At 33.7% G+C, this 24,526-nt stretch carries 16 protein-coding genes; 11 read left to right on the plus strand and 5 right to left on the minus strand.

The window, feature by feature from the left end; all coding sequences use genetic code 11:
* The first annotated feature begins 75 nt into the window (after nt 1-75).
* Both AVL50_RS32730 and AVL50_RS12745 read left to right on the plus strand, forming a co-directional pair.
* Entirely contained in the window at nt 76-2,973 is a 2,898-nt protein-coding gene (locus AVL50_RS32730) for a DNA translocase FtsK 4TM domain-containing protein (protein ID WP_082795792.1), read from the plus strand.
* A gap of 79 nt (nt 2,974-3,052) precedes the next feature.
* Complete coding sequence (locus AVL50_RS12745) at nt 3,053-3,709, plus strand: outer membrane lipoprotein carrier protein LolA (protein WP_062616883.1); 657 nt, start codon at nt 3,053-3,055, stop codon at nt 3,707-3,709.
* A gap of 73 nt (nt 3,710-3,782) precedes the next feature.
* On the opposite strand, the gene manA is transcribed toward AVL50_RS12745, so the two are convergent.
* The gene (manA, locus tag AVL50_RS12750) at nt 3,783-4,982 is read right to left on the minus strand and encodes a mannose-6-phosphate isomerase, class I (RefSeq protein ID WP_062616884.1); all 1,200 of its coding nucleotides are present in this window, start codon (nt 4,980-4,982) and stop codon (nt 3,783-3,785) included.
* A 206-nt stretch (nt 4,983-5,188) separates the two neighbouring features.
* Here manA and AVL50_RS12755 point away from each other — a divergent pair, with 206 nt between their 5' ends.
* The 3 genes from AVL50_RS12755 to AVL50_RS12765 all read left to right on the plus strand — a co-directional run bounded on the left by AVL50_RS12755 (nt 5,189) and on the right by AVL50_RS12765 (nt 7,483).
* On the plus strand, nt 5,189-5,908 hold the full coding sequence (locus AVL50_RS12755; protein WP_062616885.1) for a tRNA1(Val) (adenine(37)-N6)-methyltransferase: 720 nt from the start codon (nt 5,189-5,191) through the stop codon (nt 5,906-5,908).
* On the plus strand, nt 5,908-6,912 hold the full coding sequence (locus tag AVL50_RS12760) for an AraC family transcriptional regulator (RefSeq protein WP_062616886.1): 1,005 nt from the start codon (nt 5,908-5,910) through the stop codon (nt 6,910-6,912). The genes AVL50_RS12755 and AVL50_RS12760 overlap by 1 nt, the downstream gene beginning before the upstream one ends.
* A gap of 115 nt (nt 6,913-7,027) precedes the next feature.
* A complete protein-coding gene (locus tag AVL50_RS12765; RefSeq protein ID WP_062616887.1) occupies nt 7,028-7,483 on the plus strand; it encodes a hypothetical protein in 456 nt (151 codons plus the stop codon).
* Nucleotides 7,484-7,627: 144 nt separating this feature from the next.
* Here AVL50_RS12765 and AVL50_RS12770 read toward each other — a convergent pair whose 3' ends face one another.
* On the minus strand, nt 7,628-8,425 hold the full coding sequence (locus AVL50_RS12770; RefSeq protein ID WP_062616888.1) for a bifunctional 2-polyprenyl-6-hydroxyphenol methylase/3-demethylubiquinol 3-O-methyltransferase UbiG: 798 nt from the start codon (nt 8,423-8,425) through the stop codon (nt 7,628-7,630).
* Between the two features lie 72 nt (nt 8,426-8,497).
* A complete protein-coding gene (locus AVL50_RS12775; protein ID WP_063850692.1) occupies nt 8,498-8,962 on the minus strand; it encodes a hypothetical protein in 465 nt (154 codons plus the stop codon).
* 220 nt (nt 8,963-9,182) lie between these two features.
* Here AVL50_RS12775 and AVL50_RS12780 point away from each other — a divergent pair, with 220 nt between their 5' ends.
* The gene (locus AVL50_RS12780; RefSeq protein WP_172826830.1) at nt 9,183-9,959 is read left to right on the plus strand and encodes a murein L,D-transpeptidase catalytic domain family protein; all 777 of its coding nucleotides are present in this window, start codon (nt 9,183-9,185) and stop codon (nt 9,957-9,959) included.
* A gap of 173 nt (nt 9,960-10,132) precedes the next feature.
* On the opposite strand, the gene AVL50_RS12785 is transcribed toward AVL50_RS12780, so the two are convergent.
* A complete protein-coding gene (locus AVL50_RS12785) occupies nt 10,133-12,070 on the minus strand; it encodes a tetratricopeptide repeat protein (protein WP_082795794.1) in 1,938 nt (645 codons plus the stop codon).
* Between the two features lie 367 nt (nt 12,071-12,437).
* Here AVL50_RS12785 and AVL50_RS12790 point away from each other — a divergent pair, with 367 nt between their 5' ends.
* Nucleotides 12,438-12,821 (plus strand): group III truncated hemoglobin, encoded by a 384-nt coding sequence (locus AVL50_RS12790; protein ID WP_062616892.1) that lies wholly within the window; start codon nt 12,438-12,440, stop codon nt 12,819-12,821.
* Between the two features lie 57 nt (nt 12,822-12,878).
* Nucleotides 12,879-13,529 carry a vancomycin high temperature exclusion protein gene (locus AVL50_RS12795; RefSeq protein ID WP_062616893.1) on the plus strand — a complete coding sequence of 217 codons (651 nt, stop codon included), beginning with the start codon at nt 12,879-12,881 and terminating at the stop codon, nt 13,527-13,529.
* A 53-nt stretch (nt 13,530-13,582) separates the two neighbouring features.
* Here the strand turns inward: AVL50_RS12795 and AVL50_RS12800 are convergent, their stop codons facing one another.
* Nucleotides 13,583-14,293, minus strand: a complete 711-nt coding sequence (locus AVL50_RS12800; RefSeq protein ID WP_062616894.1) for an NUDIX domain-containing protein — start codon at nt 14,291-14,293, stop codon at nt 13,583-13,585.
* 276 nt (nt 14,294-14,569) lie between these two features.
* Here AVL50_RS12800 and AVL50_RS12805 point away from each other — a divergent pair, with 276 nt between their 5' ends.
* The 3 genes from AVL50_RS12805 to AVL50_RS12815 all read left to right on the plus strand — a co-directional run bounded on the left by AVL50_RS12805 (nt 14,570) and on the right by AVL50_RS12815 (nt 24,415).
* Nucleotides 14,570-18,835: a CHAT domain-containing protein gene (locus AVL50_RS12805; RefSeq protein WP_082795795.1), complete on the plus strand. Its 4,266-nt coding sequence runs from the start codon at nt 14,570-14,572 to the stop codon at nt 18,833-18,835.
* A gap of 296 nt (nt 18,836-19,131) precedes the next feature.
* A complete protein-coding gene (locus AVL50_RS12810; RefSeq protein WP_062616896.1) occupies nt 19,132-23,259 on the plus strand; it encodes a LysM peptidoglycan-binding domain-containing protein in 4,128 nt (1,375 codons plus the stop codon).
* 25 nt (nt 23,260-23,284) lie between these two features.
* The gene (locus AVL50_RS12815) at nt 23,285-24,415 is read left to right on the plus strand and encodes a leucine-rich repeat domain-containing protein (RefSeq protein WP_157491318.1); all 1,131 of its coding nucleotides are present in this window, start codon (nt 23,285-23,287) and stop codon (nt 24,413-24,415) included.
* Nucleotides 24,416-24,526 lie beyond the last annotated feature (111 nt).

Here is a 24,526-nt window from a genome sequence, read left to right on the forward strand (position 1 = left end):
ATAATCCCTGTGTTGAAAGAGATCACTATTCCTTTAAATAATTTTTTTAACTGTTAGCGTTAAGCAAATTACTATATGGCTTCAGAAGCAAAAAAAAATATAAGAAAGAACATATATAAACCCAATGCTACCGTTCAGCCCACTTCTGCTACCCCACATGAAGAGAGAACGGAAAGGCCTTCAAGAATGAAAATGCCAAGCATGTCAATCAGCAATAATAAGCTTAGTGATCCACGATTGAAAACGAGTCTGGGAATGACTTTGATATTTCTTTCTATCTATACATTTCTCGCTTTATTCTCTTTTATTTTTACTGGTAAAGCAGATCAGAGCGTGATTGAGAATGTGGGAGGAATCAGTAATTTGATTTCATCAGGGAAAGAAGTACAAAACTGGCTTGGTCTGCTTGGTGCTTCTCTGTCACATTTATTGATTTATAATCTTTTTGGTATTGGCACAGCATTATTAATTCCAATGCTGTTTATTGGTGGTTATGAATTATTCACCTTGGGAAAAGGGAAACTAATCAGATTTAGAAAACTTTCTTACATCTGTCTTTTCTACATGATGTGGAGCAGTATTCTGTTAGGCTATTTTGTGGTTGTCAATGACTCTCCTAATTTCCTTGGGTTCCTTTGTGGTAAAATTGGTTTTACAGTAGCCGATGGACTTTACAGTCTCATTGGTTGGGGTACCGTAATTCTATTGGTTTTAGCTGTTCTAATACATACGGTTTACATCACCAAATTTAAAAAAGTAACTTCTTTGATTGGAAAGGTTACTAAAAATACTGTAGAAAATCAGACAGTTCCAATTCCAACACCTTCTTCTGATCATGATGAAGAGGAGGATAAAGAGCATGAAGAAATAGTTGATTCTTCAAGTGATGAAGAAGAAAATACAAATGAAGAGGATAAAGAGGAAGAGAGAGATACTGCTTTAGAAGACGAAATAGTCTCTACAATTATGGAGAAAGATAATCCTCCTTCTACTCCAACAGACATTGTCCCTCACAATGAAACTACTCCAACAGTTGTGGAGGAAAAAAGTGACAATAATTCACCTCAACAAATCAAAGTAGATCCAATTTCTGTTGATGTTAATATTCAAGTAGAACATGTTCAAGTTGGTGAAGCAACTCCTGTACCTCCAACTCAAAATTATTCTGAACATAGAACACAAAAAACGAAACAGGAACCATTACCTCCTGTTCCTCCAAAAAAAGAAATTCCTGCTTCTACTTCTAAAGAACCAGAGTCTACTCCTTCTTTTGAGTTAGAAAAAGAAAATAAAAAATCTAATCCTATAGCTTTAGACCCTCCTGCTCCAGCACCTGAAGTAGACAAATCAGTTGACCCGCATCAATTAAGCAATGTCTCAAATACAGACGATGTAGATAAAGCAGATTTAAATATTCAGCTTGATGAAGAAGAGGAGGATTTTATTCAAGTAGAAGATCTTGATGAATATGACCCGAAACTCGATTTAAGTCATTACAAACACCCTAGCTTGGAGTTATTGAATCCTCCTGTTGAAAATAAAGCGAAGGTAACTAAAGAAGAACTTGAGGAGAACAAAGAACGAATTGTAAATACCTTAAGACACTTTAAAATAGGTATCTCTTCAATTAGTGCCACTATTGGTCCTACAGTTACACTTTATGAAATTGTACCTGAAGTAGGTATTAAGATTTCAAAAATCCGTAACCTAGAAGATGATATAGCATTAAGTCTTTCCGCATTGGGTATCCGTATCATCGCTCCTATTCCTGGACGTGGTACAATCGGTATTGAAGTACCCAACAGTAATAGAGAAATGGTTTCTATTTCTTCTGTATTGGCTACTGAAAAATTCGCGAAAGCAAAAATGGACCTTCCAATTGCGTTTGGTAGAACGATTTCCAATGAAGTATTTGTAACGGATTTAGCCAAAATGCCTCACGTTTTAATGGCAGGTGCAACAGGTCAAGGTAAATCAGTGGGTATCAATGTTCTTTTGAGTAGCTTATTGTATAAGAAGCACCCTTCTGAGTTGAAGTTTGTGATGATTGATCCTAAGAAAGTGGAACTTTCATTATTCAATAAAATCGAGAGACACTTCTTGGCTAGCTTACCTGATGCAGAAGAAGCAATTATTACAGATACTAAAAAAGCGATCCATATCTTGAATTCATTATGTACGGAGATGGATATGCGTTATTCTCTATTGAAGTCTGCAGGTGTTCGAAACATTAAAGAATACAATGCAAAATTCAATAGCAGAAGGCTGAATCCTAAGAAAGGGCACCGTTTCCTTCCTTACATTGTTTTAGTAATTGACGAATTGGCCGACTTAATGATGACTGCAGGTAAGGAAATTGAAGGACCAATTGCACGTTTAGCACAGTTAGCTAGGGCTATTGGTATTCACTTAGTTGTGGCTACACAACGTCCTTCTGTAGATGTAATTACAGGTATGATCAAGGCCAACTTCCCTGCTCGTATTTCATTTAGAGTAACATCTAAAATTGATTCAAGAACAATCTTAGATGCAGGTGGAGCAGATCAGTTGATTGGTATGGGTGATATGTTATTATCAACAGGAAATGACATTACTCGTTTACAATGTGCATTTATTGATACAGATGAAGTTGAAAAACTTTGCGACTTCATTGCGGATCAAACAGGTTTTGCTACAGCATACATGTTACCAGAGTTTGAAGAAGAACAATCGGCAAGTAAAGAAACTGGAGGACGAAGTGTGGATGACAGAGATGATCTTTTCGAAGAAGCTGCACGTCTGTTAGTTAGACATCAGCAGGGCAGTACATCTTTAATTCAACGAAAATTAAGTCTTGGATACAACAGGGCTGGCCGAATTATTGATCAGTTAGAAGCAGCTGGAATTGTTGGGCCTTTCGAAGGCAGTAAAGCAAGGCAAGTAAATGTAAAAACTGAAATGGATCTTGAGGTTCTTTTAAGAACTTTAGAATAAAGTTTGAAACATTTTACCCTTCCTTTTACGTTAAACTAGGCTATAACAAAAAAACTGAACAAATAGAATCAAATTTAGCATGGTAACTACAAAAAAATATATATACGTATTACTTTCAATCCTATTTATTTCTACGCAATCTTTATTCGCTCAACAAGATGCAAAAGCAAAAAAGATATTAGACGAAATGAGTAGCTTTTACCAAGGTTTAGACGCATTTAGTGCTGATGTTCATCAAGAAGCAATTAGTACGAATGAAGGTAAACTAGGTGATATTGATATGAAAGCAATTATCAGCGGCAATAAATATCAGCTTCAATTAGATGGTCAAACGATTTATAGTGACACCAAAGACGTTTATAGATATGACCAAGAGATGGAAGAGGTAACTATTGAATCTGCTGAGGGAGACGAAGAAAGTTTAACAGGTTCACCTTCTCAGATCTATACTTTATATAAAAAGAATTTTAAATACTTATATGCAGGAAAAGAAAATGGTTTAGATATCATTGACCTTAGTCCTGATAAAAGTTTAGATATTAATTTCTTCCGTATTAGAATGTATATTAAATCTTCTACTAAAGAATTAGTAAAATGGGAAATGTACGAGAAAGGAAACTTAATGAAGTATGTTTATGTAATCAACAACTTCAATAAAGATGTTTCCGTTTCTGATAGCGATTTCAAATTCAACACTGCTTCTCATCCTGATGTTGAAGTAGTCGATCTGAGATAATTGAAAGATTAAAAACAAAAAAAACGTATCAAGTAACCTTGATACGTTTTTTTATATCCTTAATTTCTCAGCCTTATGCTACTGGAGCTGTTGCTTTGAATAATACAGCTGCACTTGAAGTTGAAATAGAGTAAGAAGAATCTACTAATAATAATGCTACCTCACCTCTTGTTAAAGTTAAAGTATCATCACCTTCAGTAATTGTTGCCTCTCCTTCAGATACAATAATAATCTGAGCAGTTTTAGCAGTATGCGTATACTGATCACCTTCTTTCAATGAGATTCTACTCAATTCGAAATCTGGAGCCGGACTCTTGTAAATTCTTTCTAAACCATCTGCTTGTAACTCACCTTCCATTACATCAGGATGCGTTTCATCAAATGTTACGTGCTTTAATAATTCAGGAACATCAACGTGCTTAGGCGTTAAACCACCTCTCAATACGTTGTCAGAGTTCGCCATTAATTCCATGTTTTGACCTTCCAAATAAGCGTGAGGAAGACCTGCGTCTTGGAATACTGCTTCTCCAACATCCGCTTTTACGATATTGAAGAAATAAATAGAGTAAATACCTTTATCCAAGTCTTCACCTTCAGCTTGTAAAGCAACAGATTTTGCTGTCCAATAGTCAGGAGATGACTTTTCAATTTTACCCTCATTATATAATGGCATTACTCTATCTACAAGCGAACGTAATTTTTCATTCACTTGAGCTGGAGTATACTCCATTACAGTTTTATATAATTCATAATACCCTCCATTTTCAAACACTTCCACTAGATCTGAAAACTCCGGCACTGTATTTAATACTTCCTTAAGTTTATCTTTTGGTAAGAAACCGTGCAATAGATAAAACTCTGATAACGCCACCATAATCTCTGGTTTGTGGTTATCATCTTTGTAGTTTCTGTGTGATGCTGTTAAAGGAATACCTTCTTCATTTTCTCTAGCAAAACCTTTTTCAGCCTCTACTTTTGTGGGGTGTACTTGAATAGATAATACGTCTTTTACATCAAGCACTTTGAATAAGAATGGTAAACGGCCAAATTTTTCGTTGATATAACTACCGATTGTTCCATTTGGATCTTCTTCAATCATTTTGTTCAATAATTGAGATTCACCAATTTGAGCAGGCGCATTGTTGTGTGCACCCATCCAATACTCAGCGTACGGCTTGTCTTCTTGTGGTATAGATACTAATTCAGGGATAAACGAACTACCTCCCCATGCGTAGTTTTGGACGATTCCTTTTAACGGAAATAATTTTGACATTTGAAATATTGGTCTTATAAGTAGATAATAATGTTTGTATGAAGTTTACAGATTAAATTGATAACTTCATGCCTCAGTTAACCTGTATACTTTGTGACTGTTTTTCAATAATAGTCGATCGACAACTCACTTAATTGTCACAAAAATAGAAATATTTTTTTCACTTCTATACTAACAAAACCTTATAAAACAGAAAATTAAAATATATGGATAAATATCTAACCTTTAAGTTTAAAAAGTTTGACATAGGTCATCAAAATTCAGCTATGAAAATTGGAACAGACGGAATCTTATTGGGTGCATGGGCTGATTTAACCGGTTGCAGAAATGTCCTTGACCTTGGAACTGGATCTGGACTTGTGGCTTTGATGTGTGCTCAAAGGTATAATGACACTTACTTTTTAGGTTTAGATATTGATAAGAGTGCAAGTATTCAAGCCGGTATTAATTTCAATAATTCCCCATTTGGAAGTCAGCTGAAAAGTGTTCATTCTTCTATTCAAGATTTTAAAAATGAAGAGCAAATACCGTTTGATGCTATTGTCAGCAATCCTCCTTTTTTCAAAAACAGTCTTAAGGCAGATGACCTACAGAGAAATACAGCAAGGCACACCGACAGCTTAAGTATGGATGATCTTTTTCAGTTTTCATCGACACTCTTGAATACCAATGGAAAACTCATCATCATCTACCCTTTTGACCAACTTGATGAACTGAACGAAAAAGCTTTAGAATATAATTTTCACGTTGCAAAACAATTGAATATCAAGCATAATAAGTCAAAACTTCCTAAAAGAGTACTTTTAGAGTATCTCTATCAATCTAAAACACGTAAACAAACTATAGACTTTAATATACGCAATGCAAAGGGAGAGTATTCAGAAGAATATATTTCACTTACAAAGGACTACCATCCATTTTTATAATGAAGAACAAAGCCAACATCTTACTAGATTCAACTACTATTGACACACTATACGCCTCCATTCACCAAAACATTGGTGGAGAAAGGATTGACAATAGAATAATAGGAAACACCAGCTTAGGGAATGTAAACCTTGAGTCCTTCAACCAGATCAAAGATTTCAATATCAGCATCAACCAAATGACACTCAATAAGACTGCACATATTTATAACAATGCAGATTATAGTGAAGGGAATATTTACATGTTAATTGTAAAAGACGAAGGCACAATACTCGCAAATACTGGAGAAAGAAAACTAAAAGAGGTCAAGAAAAACGAATTTATTGTTTATTCAAACATCAATAAAGTTATTCTTGAATTTCCTAAAGACCAATCTTTATCATTGATAGGGCTTCGACTCAACAGAGATCAATTAATCACTCTTTTGGATCATTCTGTAGAAGCCTACCAAGAGCTTACCAATTATCTGTCTGAAAACATTATTATAGATCAGATTACATCAGAAACTTTACATATTATAGAGGAGATTGTAAAAATTCAGAACAGCACTGTCATCGGTCGATCTTCTATTATTATTGGGAAAGGCTTAGAACTGGCTGGAAGATTTTTAACCCAGACACATCATAAAATCCAAAATCAAAGTATTACCACCAATCGTATTTCACAGGAAGAAATAGATCTATATCATAAAATCAAAGACTATTTGCTTCAAGATTATGAAAATATTCCTACTATAGCCACCATCGCTAAAGAATTTGGAATTGGTGAAACGAAACTGAAAGAACGTTTTAAGTCGATCTTTGGAAAACCTATTTTTAAGTTCATCACAACGCACAGAATGTTAGATGCACATCGTCTTATTGAGATGACAGACAAGCCAGTATCTACTGTTGCTAAGGAAGTTGGCTATCCACATTTATCTAAATTCTCTATGGTTTTCAAGAAACATTATGGATATACACCGACAGAATTAAGGAAAAATACCGTCATTAACGCTTATTAAAAGCATTCGACTAAAGTGGTAAACAAAATGTCTAAAGTGATAAATCTAATACAAAACATTGGCGTTATAATAACTATCAAAACCATTAGAAATATTAATTTTAACTTTTACAAAAATGAAGTTTACTACACAAACGATCTATACAAACGTTTTCCGTTTCTTTCTAGTTGCTATCTCTGCATTAACAATTGCAAGCTGTAGCAAAGAAAATGATGAAGTTACACCAGAGCCTGTAGCTTCTATTGAAATTACAAACCTTGAGGATGGCGATTTCATCAATGGTGCTGCAACATTTGAGCTTCAAACTGCTGTATCTTCATTAACAGGTACTATCATTGAACCAAAAGTTTCTTTCACAAACGATGAAGGTGAAACTACTGAATTCGAATTAATTGGTAAAATGCCAGAAATCGAAGGTCACGTAAACGTTACTTTATCTGCTCAAGTAAGTGGACTTGAGGAAGGTGAGTACTCAGTAATTGCTTCTTTCCAAGAAACTGGAGTTACAAACAGCATTGTGATTTCTGAGCAAATCAACATTACTGTTCAAAACAAAGATCCAAGAAATTAATTGTAATGGGTTCTAAGAACTCAATACGATAAATCCACGAAACAAAAAATCCCTAGTCTTTTGAGTAGGGATTTTTCCCTTTTATGAAAAAGGGTAACTTATTTTTCATTGGGCACCTGATTATACAAATAATCAGGTGCTTTTTTATTGTTTTTCAATTAAGTAAAACCCGCATGTGGTCACAAAATTACGAACCCACGGAATATCACCTAATATTGGAATTTTCTTTCGAGGCTTCAATCCAAATTTATATTCATAAATAGGGTTGATAAAATACAGAGTCTTCTCAATGATCTTATAATTCGACGCTTTGCTTATTCTTTCAAAACGTTCTAATGAGATACCTGTTTCCTTTATTTCCATTAATTCAGTCACATGCCCTTTTGCCACATTGCCATTTTTAAGAATAAACTTATAAACAGGTGCTGGCAGTAAATGAAAATAAGGAAGCTTTGATAAAACCTTGCTGGCACAAATCTGTTGATGCCCTCCAAATGGCATTTGCCAAGGTGGAAAACCAAAGAATATTTTCCCTTTTGGTTTCAGGAAATTTCTAAAATGATGAATGATTTTTTCTTGATTTGGAATATGCTCGATCACATCTTTCAATACAATCAAATCAAACTTGTCATCCAAGTCCTTGTCTACATCTATATCATATACATTTCTGCCAATGACTTTAGCCTGGCCTTTATCAATGTATTCTTTCAAAAATTGATTTGCTAATTTTACTCTATCCAAATTCAACTCTATACCCATACCAGTACAACCGCGGTCCAGAAAAGCTTTCAACACTCCTCCTTCTCCACAGCCAACCTCCAGTACTCTAGTATCTTTTGTTATAGGATATGATTGTTCGATAAAGGGTATTACATATTTGTTTGCATTATCTGTCTGATATGAAAAATATACCTCTTTATCTTGATGAAACTCAAAAGCCATCGTTTGAAGTTTTTAGTCTATTAATTTATTAATCAGTGGTGTGGTGGTGATCAATTACAAAAGCAGTACGTCTTATAACCTATTTCTCACCCATTCAATATGTTCACCAAAGTAAAAAATGACAATATTCATTATTATGCCCCAAAATACGGCACTTATAAACATATATGATATTATTCTTCGCTTTTTTTCACCAAAAGACAATGCTATTAACATTCCTAGAGGCGGACCGAATAAAATCGGTGTCAAAAAAGCTACTCCTTTCATACCATAGTCTTGCCATACCCTCACAATCATTCTGTTCCTTTTGGTGAACAAACGTCTCACTTTTCCGCGGTTCATCCATGTTAGAATTTTTGCTCTGGCTTTATGGCCCATATAGGTCAAAGTTACTACCGTCAACATCATGCCTAAAATAGTAATAATCGTTGTTTCCACGATAGTGAGCCCTGTAGTCATTCCAATAATAGGCCCAAATAGGAACTTTACAGCACTGATGAAGAGTAGTGAAATATATTTTGCGAGTTGATCTAACATTCTGTTATTACCGTTACCTCTTTTATGATATGAACGCAAAAAAGAGAAAGATAAATCAAATTTCAGCCAAAAAATTGATTTAATTCCATTAATTATTAAAAAAGAACTGATTATCAGGAAAAAAATTCTTTATTAACATCAAATACTTTAAAATAGTTTCAAGTTCATGTATTTTTATATCACTTTATAAACTACAATAAGAAACTATAAAATGATCTTTTTGAGAACCTTTTTATTAATCTTACTCATTATACCAATTTCAATGTCTACCCCTACTGCTACAACTTACAATAGTGGAGACAACTTTCTACAAACGGAAAATGAGTTCCTGATTTCTACATTATACGATTCGGCACGCCTTAAGGATGAGGGATTATCTTTTGATGCCTTTAAAAAAGGAATGATTGCCTATTTAAATCTTATCAATCGAAAGCAGATTAAGAATACTAGAGTATTAAGCATTCTGGATTTCAATCAGCCTTCCACTGCAAAGCGTTTTTATATTATTGATATTGCCACTGGCAAATTACTTTTAAAAACCTATGTATCACACGGAGTGAACTCAGGGTTACTATATGCTGAAAGGTTCAGTAATACTGTAAATTCGAGACAAAGTTCTGCGGGAGTTTACAAGACTTCTGAAACATACCAAGGGAAGTACGGTCTTTCATTAAAATTGGATGGGTTAGAAACCAATATCAATCATAATGCTAGAAAAAGAGCTGTAGTATTACACCCTGCCAAATATGTCTCTGAAGATTTCATTGCCAATAATGGATATGCTGGACGCAGCTTTGGATGTCCTGCCGTTTCTTACAAAGACCATAAAGCCGTTATTAATCATATTAAAGGAGGAAGTGCTTTTTATATACATTCAAGTGTTGAAAGGTTTCATCATAAAGCTTTTGCTGTGTTACCAGAAAATTCATTTGAACTCCTTGCGAAATATACCAATATCTCTCCTCAAAAAGAGGCATTAGAAACGAAGCTTTATTAGTAGTAAAGCTTTTGCTGTGTTACCAGAAAATTCATTTGAACTCCTTGCGAAATATACCAATACCTCTCCTCAAAAAGAGGCATTAGAAACGAAGCTTTATTAGTAGTAAAGCATGAAATGAGATTAGAACAGATACAGAAAAATAGAGCATGCTTTTGAACATGCTCTATTTTTTATTTCAACTCTGATCCCTGAGGAATAGGTGACGTCTTATAACCTAATGCCATGGCTTTTGATTTATCATCCAATGCCTTCTTTGCTTTTCCCAATTTTGTGAAGGTCAATGAACGATAATAATATAACTTCTTGTCCTTTGGATTATTCTTTAATGCTGAATTCAGATACTTCAAAGCTTTCTTATAATCTTTTTTGTTGAAGGCGATAATTCCCCTAACACCGCTCACTTCATTAGAGCTGGCATCAAGTTTCAATACATCATCAATCTGATTTTCTGCTAAATCATTATTCCCTAATTGTGCATAATTATAGCCCATTAGAATTCTAGCTGAAGAATAATCAGGGTATTTTTTGATGGCATTCTCTAAAATCTCATTGCTTTTAGTCAAATCTCCCAACTCCATCAACGCTACTCCTTCCCCGTAAAGATCTACATATTTCGATTTACCAAGGTTGTGCAATAATGTAAAATCTTCTAATGCAAATTCATAGTTTTTCAATTTGATAGAAGTCCATGCTCTTTGGTGAATAACATATGAAAACTGTGGTGTAATTTCTAAAGCTTTAGAGTAGTTCTTCTGAGCCATTTCCAAGTTTCCCTTCATGGAATAAACATCACCTAAATAAGAATAAACCTTTGAGTTATTTTTCATCAAACTCACAGCTTTATCTAAATCAGTAAGGGCTGAATCCAGCTCTTCAGAAAGTTTGTAAGCAAAACCACGTTGCATGTAAGCATAACCGTAGTTATTAGAATGAGTAATTGCTTTTGAAAAATAATCCTTTGCTTGTGTATATTCCTTTTTACCCAAATAAGCATTTCCCATCAAAACATAAGTATAAGCTTTTGAAGGATCTACATCAATAGCCTTATTCAATGTAATCATGCTCTTATCCAAACGTCCTAAGGCTAATTCGGTTTTTCCCTTTTCCACTAATGCGTTATAATAAGTAGGGAAATATTTTAAGGCACTGTCATAATCGTTTAACGCTTCAAGGTACTTTCTTGATTTTGTCAATAACATTCCTCTTTTATAATAGGCAAAACCATAACTTGGTGCCCATTTGATGGCGTCATTGTAATCTTTAAGTGCTTCTGTATTTTTTTGAAGTCTTGCATACAATTCCCCTCTTCTACAATAAGCATAAGCATAATGAGGATTGTAAAGCAATGCTTTATTGTAAGCTTCTAATGCATCTGAAAATTGTATTGAATTAGAAAGACAATCACCTTTCAAGCTCAGTAGCTTAATATTATTCTGATCAATCAATAGCCCCTGTTCTACGGTACTAAGTGCTTCTTCATATTCATTTTGCATAGTGTTAATCTCCGCTTTAAAAATATAAGCATCAATTATTCTTGCATCTAAGGAAATCGTTTTATTAAAGTCAGCAAGTGCCTCTTTGTATTTTTTCATCTTCATGAATGTATGGCCTCTTCTCTGGTAATACATTGCTGACGAAGGCGACAATGTGATCACTTTTGTATAATCAGTGATTGCTTTTTCATACTGTAATATGTTTCCATATGTCTCTGCTCTAAAAACATAAGCCGTTACAAAAGTGGAATCCTGTTCTATTGCTGTAGTAAATTCTTTTTCAGCATTTTGATACTCTCCTTTGTTAAGATAGATATAACCCATTAATGAATAACCAACAGGTTTAACGGCATCTATTGTCAAACCCATCTTCACATCTTGAGTAGCACTGTCCAATTCTCCTTTGTGTATATAGAGTTTAGCCCTCTCATAATAAGCGTTATCATTCAATAAATTCAGTTGGATTTCTTGAGTATAGGCATCGATTGCTTTATCAATTTGTCCGTTTAAAACATTTTGATATCCCTCTTCCATATAACTTTGGGCAAAAGTTGGAATAGCAGTACTGACCAATACCAATAAAGGGAAAATGTATTTTAATTTATTTATCGACATAAATAACGCTTAGTTAGAATTTACAATATCAACTAGTTCACAGGTAGCATACTGTATTAAACACATAAAAATAAGATTATGATATAATAGTTTAGAGTTATTAATAAAGTATTAACGTTTTTTAGAGAATAAGAGAACATTCATTGTTATCATTGTTGTTGATTTTAAAATGATATAAGTAGTATTCAAAAAAGTAGACTTTTCGATATTTACGATGCTAAATGTTTCACTTTTTTTTCGAGTATCAAAATTATTCTGAGTACAATCCTACAAAGAACTGCATTAATGTAAGATTTTATAGTAACTATCTAACTTTTGATACTTAAACATACTAAATATCAATCAATTACAGATAACACAAAACATTATGAATGACTTGAGAAATAGAGAAGATGTAATCTTATTGGTAAATACATTTTACAGTAAAGTAAGGGCACATGATGAACTAGGTCCTTTCTTTGATGAACATATAAAAATTGACTGGGATACTCACCTTCCTACTATGTATGATTTCTGGGAAACCAACTTATTTTTTGTCTCCAAATACAAAGGCAATCCTGTCAAGACACACCAAGAAGTTGATCAACAGTCAACTATAGAACAAAAGCATTTTGGGTTTTGGCTTCAGCTTTGGTTCAACACCATAGATGAGCTTTTTAAAGGAGAAAAAGCGGATTTATTAAAATCTAGAGCCCGAAATATGTCGCATATGTTATTTATGAGAATTTTCAATGCACGCCTAAAACCTTAATGTAATTTTTAGCTTTTTTTCTTTCCGATACAGTATATTTGGGCTGAAATAAACTCTATGAAGAAGAAGAAGATTTTATATGCCGTTGGCTTCATGGTGGCAGCTACGGTTGGGATGATTACTTTATTACTTTTCTGGAATGCCTATGTGAGCCAAAAGAGTGCACCTTATATATTGAATAAGGAAAACCCCTCCATCACATGTAAAACTGGTTTAATGTTAGGGACAAGCAAATTCTTGAGAAGCGGTGCTCCAAATCCATTTTTCACTAATAGAGTCAATGCCGCTTCAGAGTTAATAAGAGGACATGACGTAGAGTTTATCATTGTAAGTGGCGACAATAGAACTACACAGTACAATGAACCTAAAGTGATGCGGATGGCCTTGGAAAAAAAGGGAGTCAGCAAGAAAAAAATCGTGATGGATTATGCTGGTTTGAGAACACTGGACTCCGTTATCAGAGCCAATAAGGTATTCAAACAAGATAAGTATATCGTCATCTCACAGCTGTTCCATATTGAAAGGGCCATATTTATTGCAAGGCACAATGGAATAGAAGCGTATGGTTATCCTGCTGATGATGTACCACTAAACAGATCCTATAGGGTACACTTCAGGGAAATATTTGCTAGAGCAAAAATGTTTTTAGATCTCTATATATTCGATACGCAACCTAGATTTCTAGGCAAGGAAGAAGTAATTGAATAAAAAAGCATCAATTTCTACATAATGAAATTGATGCTTTCTAATTATATAATGGACTATGAACCAAATGCCATAGATTTTAATTCGAAGTTGAAACCTTGAGAAATAAGCTCATCGTATTTACCTTCTTCAAAGACATAATAGTACGCTCCTTTTTTGGACACGCCTTTCTGCTTCTCATCTAATTTTTTCAATAACCCAGTAGCAAGAATCTTCTTTCTGAAGTTACGCTTGTCAAATTGCTTCTGATGGATTGCTTCATACAATGACTGAAGCTCAGGCAAAGTGAATTTCTCTGGTAATAATTCAAACCCGATAGGTTGGTATCTTGATTTTCTTCTCAATTTACCCCAAGACATTTGAATCATTGTCTCATGGTCAAACATCAATTTTGGCAATGCCGTAATTGGGAACCATTGTGCTTGGTTCTTTTCTAAAGTATCCTCGTCTTGAGATTCAACTTTAATTAAAGAATAATATACTAATGAAATAACTCGTGCTTCTGGATCTCGGTCTACCTCACCAAAAGTACTTAGTTGCTCCATGAAAATTCTATCTAAACCTGTTTGTTTTTTTAGTACACGCTCAGCAGCATAATGTAAAGATTCACCATAATGCAGGAAACCTGTAGCTAAACCCCATGCTCCTTTATAAGGATCTACTTTACGACGCGTTAATAAGACTTTTAGTTCGCCTTTTTCGTATCCAAAAATAACACAATCTATGGCCAGTAAAGGTTTATATGCGCTCTGATAATATTCGTTCATATTCTAAATCTTATTTTAAAGATTGGAATTTTACTATAATTTTTCTTTTCCTTCCCATAAAGATAACTAATAAATTAAGAATACATTATCTTTTTAATCCAAATCTGAAATTGAATTACAAATATAAAGTTTTCATTCGAAAAAGATAACAAAACGGGACAATCTCATACATAATAAGCAATAACCGGTGATTATCTATTTATTTTTATTTACATTTATATTTTAATAACATTTTCACTCCTAAAGATTATACTACGGACTTCAAAATAGCCTACTATGAAATATATAGAATCTCAATTTTTCATAAAATGTCTGACTGTACTATTATTGCTTTTTTCTACACAACTTACAATTGCTGATAATGTCACTAAAAAAATTGACAATTTACTAAGGGTAAGTCAAAAGTATGCAGATGATGGAGAGTATAAAAAAGCACTCCTCTGGAATACAAAAGCACTAAGAAGAGCAAAAGGTAGAGACTCAGCATTGATTGAAGTTTTAGCGCAAAGAGCAAGTTTCCAGCTTTCTCTTGCTGAGTTGGAAGATTTTGAGCAATCAGTATCTTCGTTCATCTCATTAGCTAAAGGAAGGAAAAGTGCCAAATTTGGTCAAGCTTATACCCTACTTTTAGCAAGTAAACTGTACATCGATTATACTGATATCGTCAGTGCTTTCAACCTTTATACAGAGGCAAAAAGTATCATTAAGAACAATCCAGAGACAAAAGAATTCGTGGATAAGTCGTTGGATTTCCAAAAACTTGAGAAGGAAGTAATGGCCAGGATTTACCTTGAAAGAGGCCAATATGACTCTGTAATGACCGTATTACCAGATTTTCAAGCATTGAGTCTTGACTTTGCCAATAGCGGTACTAAGGATATCTATGAGATCAGAGGAAACAGAATCATCACCAAAAAATATACTAATCGTGAGCAAAACCGCTTGAAGAGAAATCATGCTTTCAGCCTGACAATGGAGGGCAAATTGTCTCGTTTAAGAGGGGATTACACAAGTGCGGACAGCTTATTGATGGCAAGTGAAGAATGGATCAAGAAGAACCTTAGAGTGGATGATGAGAGCTATATTGTCAATTATCACGAAAGAACACTGAACTATATTGAAAGTAAAATTGACCCTCTCGTTCCTCGTAAAATGCTTGAAAAGAATATTTACAGAGCGGAAAGAGTATTAGGGATCAGCCATAAAATGTTCTTCCAGATTCAAGAAGACTTGGTGGATTATTATGCATGGCAACGATTCAGCAATAAAGGAGACAAGACACAATGGGAATATTCTACTAACACTTCACTCTATTTTGGACGAAAAAGTATTAACCGTTCAAAATCAGACCGGTTAACGGCAAAAGATGATTATTTGAAAGGTAACTTTAATAAATCTTTGCGTCTTACAGGTGACTTGATGGGGAATGTGAAAGATAACATAATTCCGAAGAACCATCAGGAATATATTCTACTTCAAGAGCTTCGCTACAAATTAGGCCTTGCTCTTGAGAATCAAGGCCTTGCAAAAAGTTCTTTATATGCTTATATCAATGCCATCAAAAAAACATTGGGTACAAATGCACTTCAATACCACATTGCAAAGGTGGAAGAGGCTACTTACTTGACAATGTATTCTAATGAATTTGAGAAAGCGGATAGTTTATTCAATGTCCACCTGCCTGTTATTGAAAAACGTTTAAACCCTCATCATTATAAGCGCCTTGAAGCTGAAACGGAAAGAGCGAATTATTACTCTTTGATGGGCGAAACGGAAAAAGCAGCGACATTAAGTGCAAGTATCAAAGAAGCTTATGGTGAATATTATGGAACAGATCATTTAGAGTACGCTGCTGGTTTACAAGGAAGTGCTGCATATGCCATTGACTTAGGACATTATACTGAAGCAGATGAGCAAATCACCGAGCTATTGCAACTTTATGAGAAACACTCTTACAGAAAGGGCACACAAAACTCTACACATGCCAGAGCACTAGAAACTGCTGCACGCTTTCAGGTAATTACAGGACAGTTTAATGAAGCAACAAACAACTTATCGAAAGCCAACAGACTTTCTAAAAAGTCTCCAGGAACAGTAGCATCCTCATCGTTCGCAGATGTTCACGCTATTGTTTACTTACAGAAAGAGTACTTTTCTCAGGCGGAAGATATCATTCAAAAGTCAATTGATCACAGAACTGAAATCTTTGGAGAAAACAGCAGGTTATTAATTGTTCCTTATACTCAACAAGCCAGATTGGCTTACTTGAAAGGAGAATACATTGAAGCCGATTCTATTGCTCAAAAAGCATATTCAATTAGTTACAAGACATTTGGAGAGGAAGCTAAACAGTCCATTGAAACATTAGAAGTACAAGCTGAGATTGCTGTGGCAATGGGTAATTATGAAAGAGCTCAGGAATTGACACAAAGAGCATTGGCTACTGCAAAGAAACTATACGGTGAGCGACATATTGAGGTGGCTAAAGGTTATACTCAACTGGCTCTTATCGATTTATATATGGGGTATGACCCGAACGATGTAATGTATCTTTTCAAGGATGCTGTGGATATTGTGGCAGTTCAACTAGGAAAAGAAAATCCTGTCTTTGCACTTGCTTTGAAAAATTATGCTTTAGCAAAAATGGAGATTGGGAAGTACAATGAAGCGGAAGATTTATTGAATGAAGCGAATAAGATTTGGGTTGAAAAATTGAAAAATGAAAACAATACCAATTCTGCCGAAATCAAACTTCTGCTAGGTGACCTTGAAATGAGAAGAAGCAGTTACGACAAAGCACAAGAAAACTACACAAAAGCGCAGAAGACTTATAGTAAGCTATTCCATAAAGGCCATCCAATGTACATCAAGAGTACTTTGAAAAGAGCTCAAGCTTATTATAGTGCAGGGAATTATGGTAAATCAGTGAAGTATGCTAAAATCACTCTGAATGAGCATACCGAGTTTATTGAGAAGTACTTCCCGGTGTTAAGTGCTAAAGAAAAATCAAAATACTGGCAATCAATTAAGTTGGATTATGATTTCTATTACAACCTCGCTTTTGCTTCAGGAAAGAAGAAACTGAAATCAGACATGTATAATTATGCATTGGAGACTAAGCCTCTTCTTTTAAGTTCTTCTGTGAAAGTGCGTAATCAGATCATGCAAAGTAATGACTCAGTATTGATCCGTGAGTTTAATGCTTGGATTGAAAAGAAAGAGACACTGACTAAGGCATTTGCATTGACCAATGAACAACAACTTGCTGAGGGTATCAATGTGAAAGCTTTAGAGAAAGATATCAACGTTTTAGAGAAGGAATTATCAAAGAAATCAAGTGTATTCTCTGAACAAAGCATCAAGAAAGAAGGCTGGAAAGCAATTCAGAAGAAATTAGAAGATAATGAAGTGGCCATTGAAATTATTCGTTTCAATCAGTTCTCTAATGTTTATAGTGACACGGTGAACTACGCTGCCTTGATCATTACTTCCAAAACAAAGGGAGCTCCAATTGTGAAAATGATTCCGAATGGCAACCTTCTAGAAACAGAGAACTTAGGTTTCTACAAAAACAACTTGATCTTCGGTTTCCCTGATGATGAATCATATGACGCTTTCTGGAAACCTATTTATGATATTATCGGAAATGATAAAACGGTTTACTTCTCTGCGGATGGTGTTTATAATCAAATCAACTTAGAATCTATTCCTGTTGATATTGACAAAGGCGATTATATCATAGACCATAGTCATATTGTCTTGACGTCTACAACGCTTGATATTTTGAATGAAAGTGCAGGTAAAAGCGACAACAACAACATCTCATTATTTGGTAATCCTGTATTCTACAAGGACTTGAAACCTGAGGAATATAATCAATATACACCTAGAGCAATTACTCAGTTGCCTGGTACTTATAAAGAAGTGCAAGAACTAGATAAGTTACTTTCTACAGAAGATCACACCATAGATGCTGTTTATCTTAATAAAGACGCTACAGAAACTGCAGTTAAGGAATTAGAATCACCAAGAGTTTTCCATATTGCCACTCACGGTTTCTTCTTAGATGATATCAGTAATGAATCACAATCACTCTTCAAAAAAGCAGAAGGAGTTAATCCACTACTTAGATCCGGCCTTCTTCTTACAAATGCAGGTGATTTGATGGCTTCTGACAATGTTTATGCTTTCAATAAAGAAGAAGGTGTATTGACAGCTTATGAGGCAATGAACTTGAATTTCGACAACACTGAATTAGTAGTGTTATCTGCTTGTGAAACAGGTAAAGGTGACAACAAAGTGGGTGAAGGAGTTTATGGTCTTCAAAGATCTTTCTTGGTTGCAGGAGCTGATAATATTATTATGAGTTTATTTGAAGTATCAGACGTTGCGACACAGAAATTGATGACCTCTTTCTATCACTTATGGTTAAAAGAAGGGCATGATAAAAGAATCGCCTTCTCAATGGCCAAGAAACAGCTAAGAGAAGAATTCCCAGAACCGAAGTACTGGGGTGCTTTTATTATGATTGGTAAGATATAAGGGACTAAAACATATTTTTCTGAAGGACACTTTTTATAAGGTGTCCTTTTTTATTTTTATTAAAATAAATCGTTAGTGGTGGCAAATAGCTTTTTTAGAGTCTAATATCTAAATGATTCATATTTTTATATAAAAACAGTGGTTAGATATTATGCTTAATTTATTTTTTGACGATAATAAACTATTTTCTTTAATAGTCCTGAGATGATATTTTCTTTGGACGTGATTTATAAAGCAAACTTAAATATTGTGGTAAAAAATTCATACCACAGCCTATAAAACAAACTAATTGTATCATGCTCATTCATAAAAGTAAAGAGAGTGAAAGTGGTGAAAAATCATCAGGAGATTATACATCTGCTTTCAACAAAAGAACTCTAGAAGAAGAAAAGAAGCTTAAATTTTCAGATGGACAGCTTCAAGAGATTACAGAAGCTCTACATGAATTAATACATGGAAAAGAATTATTTAGTAATCTTCATGCTACTGAATTGCTATCCGACCCTCTCAACATCAAGGAAGATGTTATTTTTGACCTGCTTGAGGTGATTGAAGGAAATACTATATTTAGATATTATCGGCAGGAAATAGTTAAGGATAGATTAAATTCATTTTATTTTGACCCTGATTTAATTTCCCAAATAAAATATGCGTATCAAGAACGGTATAAAATTACACTGTGGGAAGACCTTGTAAAGAATAGCGGTATTGGTCTTAATAATCTAAAAATTATTAGAGGTTTTTCTTATCAAAAAAGATCTGCTCCTATTGTCGACCCTCTTGAAATTGCTATTTCTGCCCAACAATATTTTGAACGCTATAAAAAAGGTTCTAAGAAAGATTTCACTCCTTTGTTTGAACTAGAGGAATTTTTGTTGCTTCAATTAAAAATGCATCCTAAATCAGTCGATGCTGTGGATGAAGCCTATTCCAAAAAATATTCTATTTCTTTAAGAGAAAAATGGAGACGTTTACCTTCTGCTTTTTCATCTAAGTTAGATGATATATTACCTCTTTATTATCTAGATGAATTGAAATACTTAGATAAGGTAGCTGTAAATTTAAAAGAGCTTCAAATTTCTATCAGTGACTTTGAAGAAGGGTTAGAAAAAGCCAATTTACTAATATCAGACAAAATACACGACTCTGAAATTAATTACATCTTCGACGATGCAATGCTTAAGATGTTGAGAGAAGTGATAATAGATGAAATAGAAGGTTGTGGTTTAGTAAGAGATCAAGCTGGAAAATATTCATTCCTTGGTGATTTAACTTCTCAGGCATCCATTTATAGTTTAAATGAAAAAGAAATCAGCATTTATTTTCCACTCACTTATGTGATCGAAAATACCAAGCTTCATTTTGATCCTGAAATAATTTCAAAAAAAATAGAGATAGGTGAACAGAACAGAGAAAATTATATTCATAGTCAACCTAAGGGTAACATTGATTATCAACATTTAGCTCAAATTATTTACTCCCAAACAGTCAGAGGAGATTGGAAAGAACCATCTTTCATTTATTTTTTCTATGAAAATTTTTCATGGCTCTTACCTAAAATGAATTATCGTCAAGATGATAAACAAGATGAAATGCTGAAAGAGAAAATCAAAAAAGAGCACTCTGAGCAGAAAGAAATTAGAGCGAATCTAAAAAAGATAGAAGGACATCCACCCTCTATTAACGAACTTAAACTTCAGTTTAAAAAACTATACCAAACAGATCTTCTTATTTTTCTGGAAAAATACCTCGAAGAACATATCTCTTATTTCAATTATGTCCTGGCCGATAGTTCTACTAATGGTAGGGAAGGCATTGATGAAGAAAAAATTGCAAATTCCATAGAGGAGATACTTTGGCAATATCAATATTACCTTGATAGTATTGCTGATAAAAATTATAAGGCTGTAAGTAAATTCACAAGGGATAGAAAACGAGATGAAGTTTCAGAAAAAATAAAAAAACTACTTTTAAAGCTAGAGAATAACCCTGTGAGTTATAAGCGGATGCTTTATTTCTATGAAGGACATGATTTCACTAAGGATCTTCAACAGTATAAAATATATGAAGACCTGAAAGATTTTATACCTTTACAATTTGTACATCAATGGGTTACCGTTCGTTCTATTGGCAAAAAAAGTCAAAACTTAAATGAAATAGAGAAAGACCTAAAAAACCGACCAAAGAACCCTGATTCTACTGCCAATGGAGTAATTTTAGAGTATTATGACCATACCACTCAACAACACCTTTACAGATACTTAGTATCAGACAAAGATACTATTTATGGTATTGCTCAAAGAACAGACTCTAGTATTGACGATATTATTTCAGCAAATAACTGGAAGAAAATCGATCCTAATACAGGTATGATCTTGACAAAGCTAAATAGAGAAATGAAATTAAAAGCAGGTGATTACATTCATCTGCCCACAAACTACACTCCCAAAAAAGGCACTATTTTTTATAAGGAAGAAAAACTTGGCAATGACCTTAGATATGTAGCGGTACAGAAAGAAGAAGGATACTGGAAAACTAAACCTTTACAGATACATGAAGATGATAACATCAAGGACAAAATTCTAAAATATATTGGGTTAGAAGGTCAAATCGGAAATAGAAAAATAAATGGTTTTAGCCTTAGTCTTGAATTGATGGTAAAAGGAAAGTTATATGCTTTTATTGATATATCATTTAAGATAGGAAGTGAATTGAGCATAAAAACAGCAGATACAAGGTCGGTCAATGTATCTCTTTCTGTAATGCCCGCTATTGGTTTGTCGGCAGGAAAAAAAGGAGCTAATGTAGAAATTGGAGCCGGTATGAAATTTAGTCTAGATTATTTTAGAATATTAAATGGTTCATACACTTCTTATTCTCATTTTATGGCGTTCTTACAGTTAGCCTTTTTTCAAACATTTACCGGAATTAGTAAAGATGTTAATATGGTAGAAAATTGGGATGAGGAGACATGGAATGAACTTGCAAAAGGATATGTCCGAAAGGAACTATTAGAATATTACGGTTATGCTGGAGGAAGTTTCAAATTGAATCAGAATAATTTACAAAAAATGGGCGTCAATGTTGATGAAGATAAAAGTAAAAAATTCGGAGCTAAATATACATTGACTTCAAGTTCTGCCTCCTCTTACAAAGTAAAAGGCTTAGATAAAAATCTCAAAAAAAGAAGTGTTGATGAACAGGAACGTGCTTTAGAAAACTGGCAACCTAGTGAAAAAAAAGCTTTAAGAGATGACCTGTCCCATTCATTAACCCATGAAACCACTATAGGTGGAATTACCATAAAACATGAGGTAAAAGATACAAAATATAGTACCAACCAGAATAATATAGGAGAAACCAACGCTATTGAAATAGTATATCCTATCACTGAAATTACTGCTAAATCCCTTTTTTCATATAATACACCTAATCTTATTAAGATTCTTAAAAATATTGTAGGAGCGGTGCGTTCCTTTGACATTTTAGAAGGACCAAAAAGTATTCTTAGGAATATTGATCATAATTTATTTATGGACACCGCACCTACTTCAGAAAAAATGTGGAAGTTAAAAGGCAGTTCAAGTTTTAGTTTAATTTTTAAGTCTCAATTTCTATCCGAAGAAGACCTTCTTCCAAACCACCAATACACAAGAATGTCTATAAAAGGAAATTTAGGGTTTGCATTAGAAGATCCAGCTGAGAGGCTGAAACTTTCAGGTAACTTATCTGGAGATCATGAGATTGCAGAAGTATTCGGATCAGGTACAATCTCTTATATCTCTTCCGTTTTCAATGGTATTAACAGCGAAAAAGGAACAGAATACGGCTTAGACGAATCTCAATTCTCTACACAATACAATGATCTAATACTTGAAGCCACCCTAAAGGCAAAAAAGGAGTATTATAAAAATTCTGGAAGAATTACAGATGTACATGCAAAAATCCCTACTCTATCCGACCTTCTGAAATCCTATCAACAAGATGAGAATTTAAAGGAAGTTCGTGATAAACTACTCGATCAAACAATGAGCGAATGGAAAGGGTTTGTAGAGAAGGATAATGAAAGTTATAATGAAATGGTCATGGAGTTTAGTAATAATATTAGGGATGTGGTACTGCCGTATGTAAGTGATCCTAACAGGATGATATGGAAATGGAGTGATATTGCGAAGGATATTCATGGATTGAGTGCAAAACAGTGTAGATATTATTTAGGCGATATGAATGCTATTGGGGAATATTTTTACTATAAAAAAAGAGAATCTAGTAAAGAACTTTTAGAAAAAAACTCCTCAAGTTTCCTTCAAATAATTCTACTCAAAAAAAACAAAGGTGACCTTATAAAATCTTTTGAAAAAGATATTCTATTTCCACTATTTATAGAAAATAAAGTTTACAGTAATATATCATACAATGGTTAAAATAATAATTCCACTTATATTAATAATGGCTATAATACAAAGTTGCTCACTAAGTGAGCAAGAAGCACTTCATAAATTGCAACAGATGCATCCATCAAGTTTTGATTATGAATTAAATGAAAACACAAAAAAGGTAGAGTCTATTTCGTTTAACAAGGATACTAGTTTAAAAGAAATTCCTGAAGAAATTTTGGCTTTTGAACATTTAAAAACACTTGAAATCAGACGGACAGGAATAACAGAAATACCAGAATTCATTTCTTATTTTAAACATATTCAAGAATTACGTTTTTCAATAAATCCAATACAACAAGTCGCAGATATTTTTGGTCAATTCCCTGAACTCGAATATTTAAGTTTATCGCATACAAAAATAACTGAGTTACCTCCTAGTATTTTTAAATGTAAGAAACTTAAAAATCTTTTATATATAAATACTCCGATTAATGGTTTTGATGAAAGATTATACCTTTTAAAAGATCAATTAGAAATCCTATTTATTTCTAAATGTGAAGAACTACCTTCAAAAATTAGCACATTCAAAAATGTATCAGATTTTGGAGTAACATTAGGCAAAAGTTTTAAATATATAGATGATTTACCCAAGCTAAAAATGCTTACTCTTGATAATAGTACTGCTTCGCGTTTCCCTAAAGATTTTAAAACAATAAAAAAACTAAGAAATTTAAGCCTAGTTAACTGTGATCAAATCACTGAATTACCTGCCTCTCTAGGATATGCAGAAGTTGGAGAATATGATTTTGTAAGTTTCAATTTTAATGGTTGCAAAAAACTAAGAGGTCTTCCCGAATCCTTTAAAAATTTGAAGAATATAAGAACCTTTTACTTAGACAGTTGTTTCAATTTCTCTTATATCCCTTTAGGGCTAAGAATCGGAAGTTTAACAGCAATAGGAGCCAATTGGCTAAAAATGCCAAAAAACCTATTAAATACACCATGTACTAGCTTATGGATTGACGGCCACAGAATGGGAACCATAAGAGGTATCAGTGGTATGAAAGGGCTTGATTTTGCTGTGATTATAAACGGAAATATTTTAAAAGTGCCTGAAGAACTTTGTGAAATGAAGGATTTGCATCATATCAATTTAGAAAATAATAAAATCAAAAATTACCCTGCTTTTTGGAAGACCTGAATTGGATATTGCGTTGGGGGGAAATCCTTTGTAACCAAGATTTTATAGATTCTCATCACTGATACTTTGCACTTTTAGGATATACATAAATTCTTTCTATGGCTTGGCTTG

It is taken from the genome of Flammeovirga sp. SJP92, assembly GCF_001583495.1.
In the GTDB taxonomy this organism is placed as follows: Bacteria; Bacteroidota; Bacteroidia; order Cytophagales; family Flammeovirgaceae; genus Flammeovirga.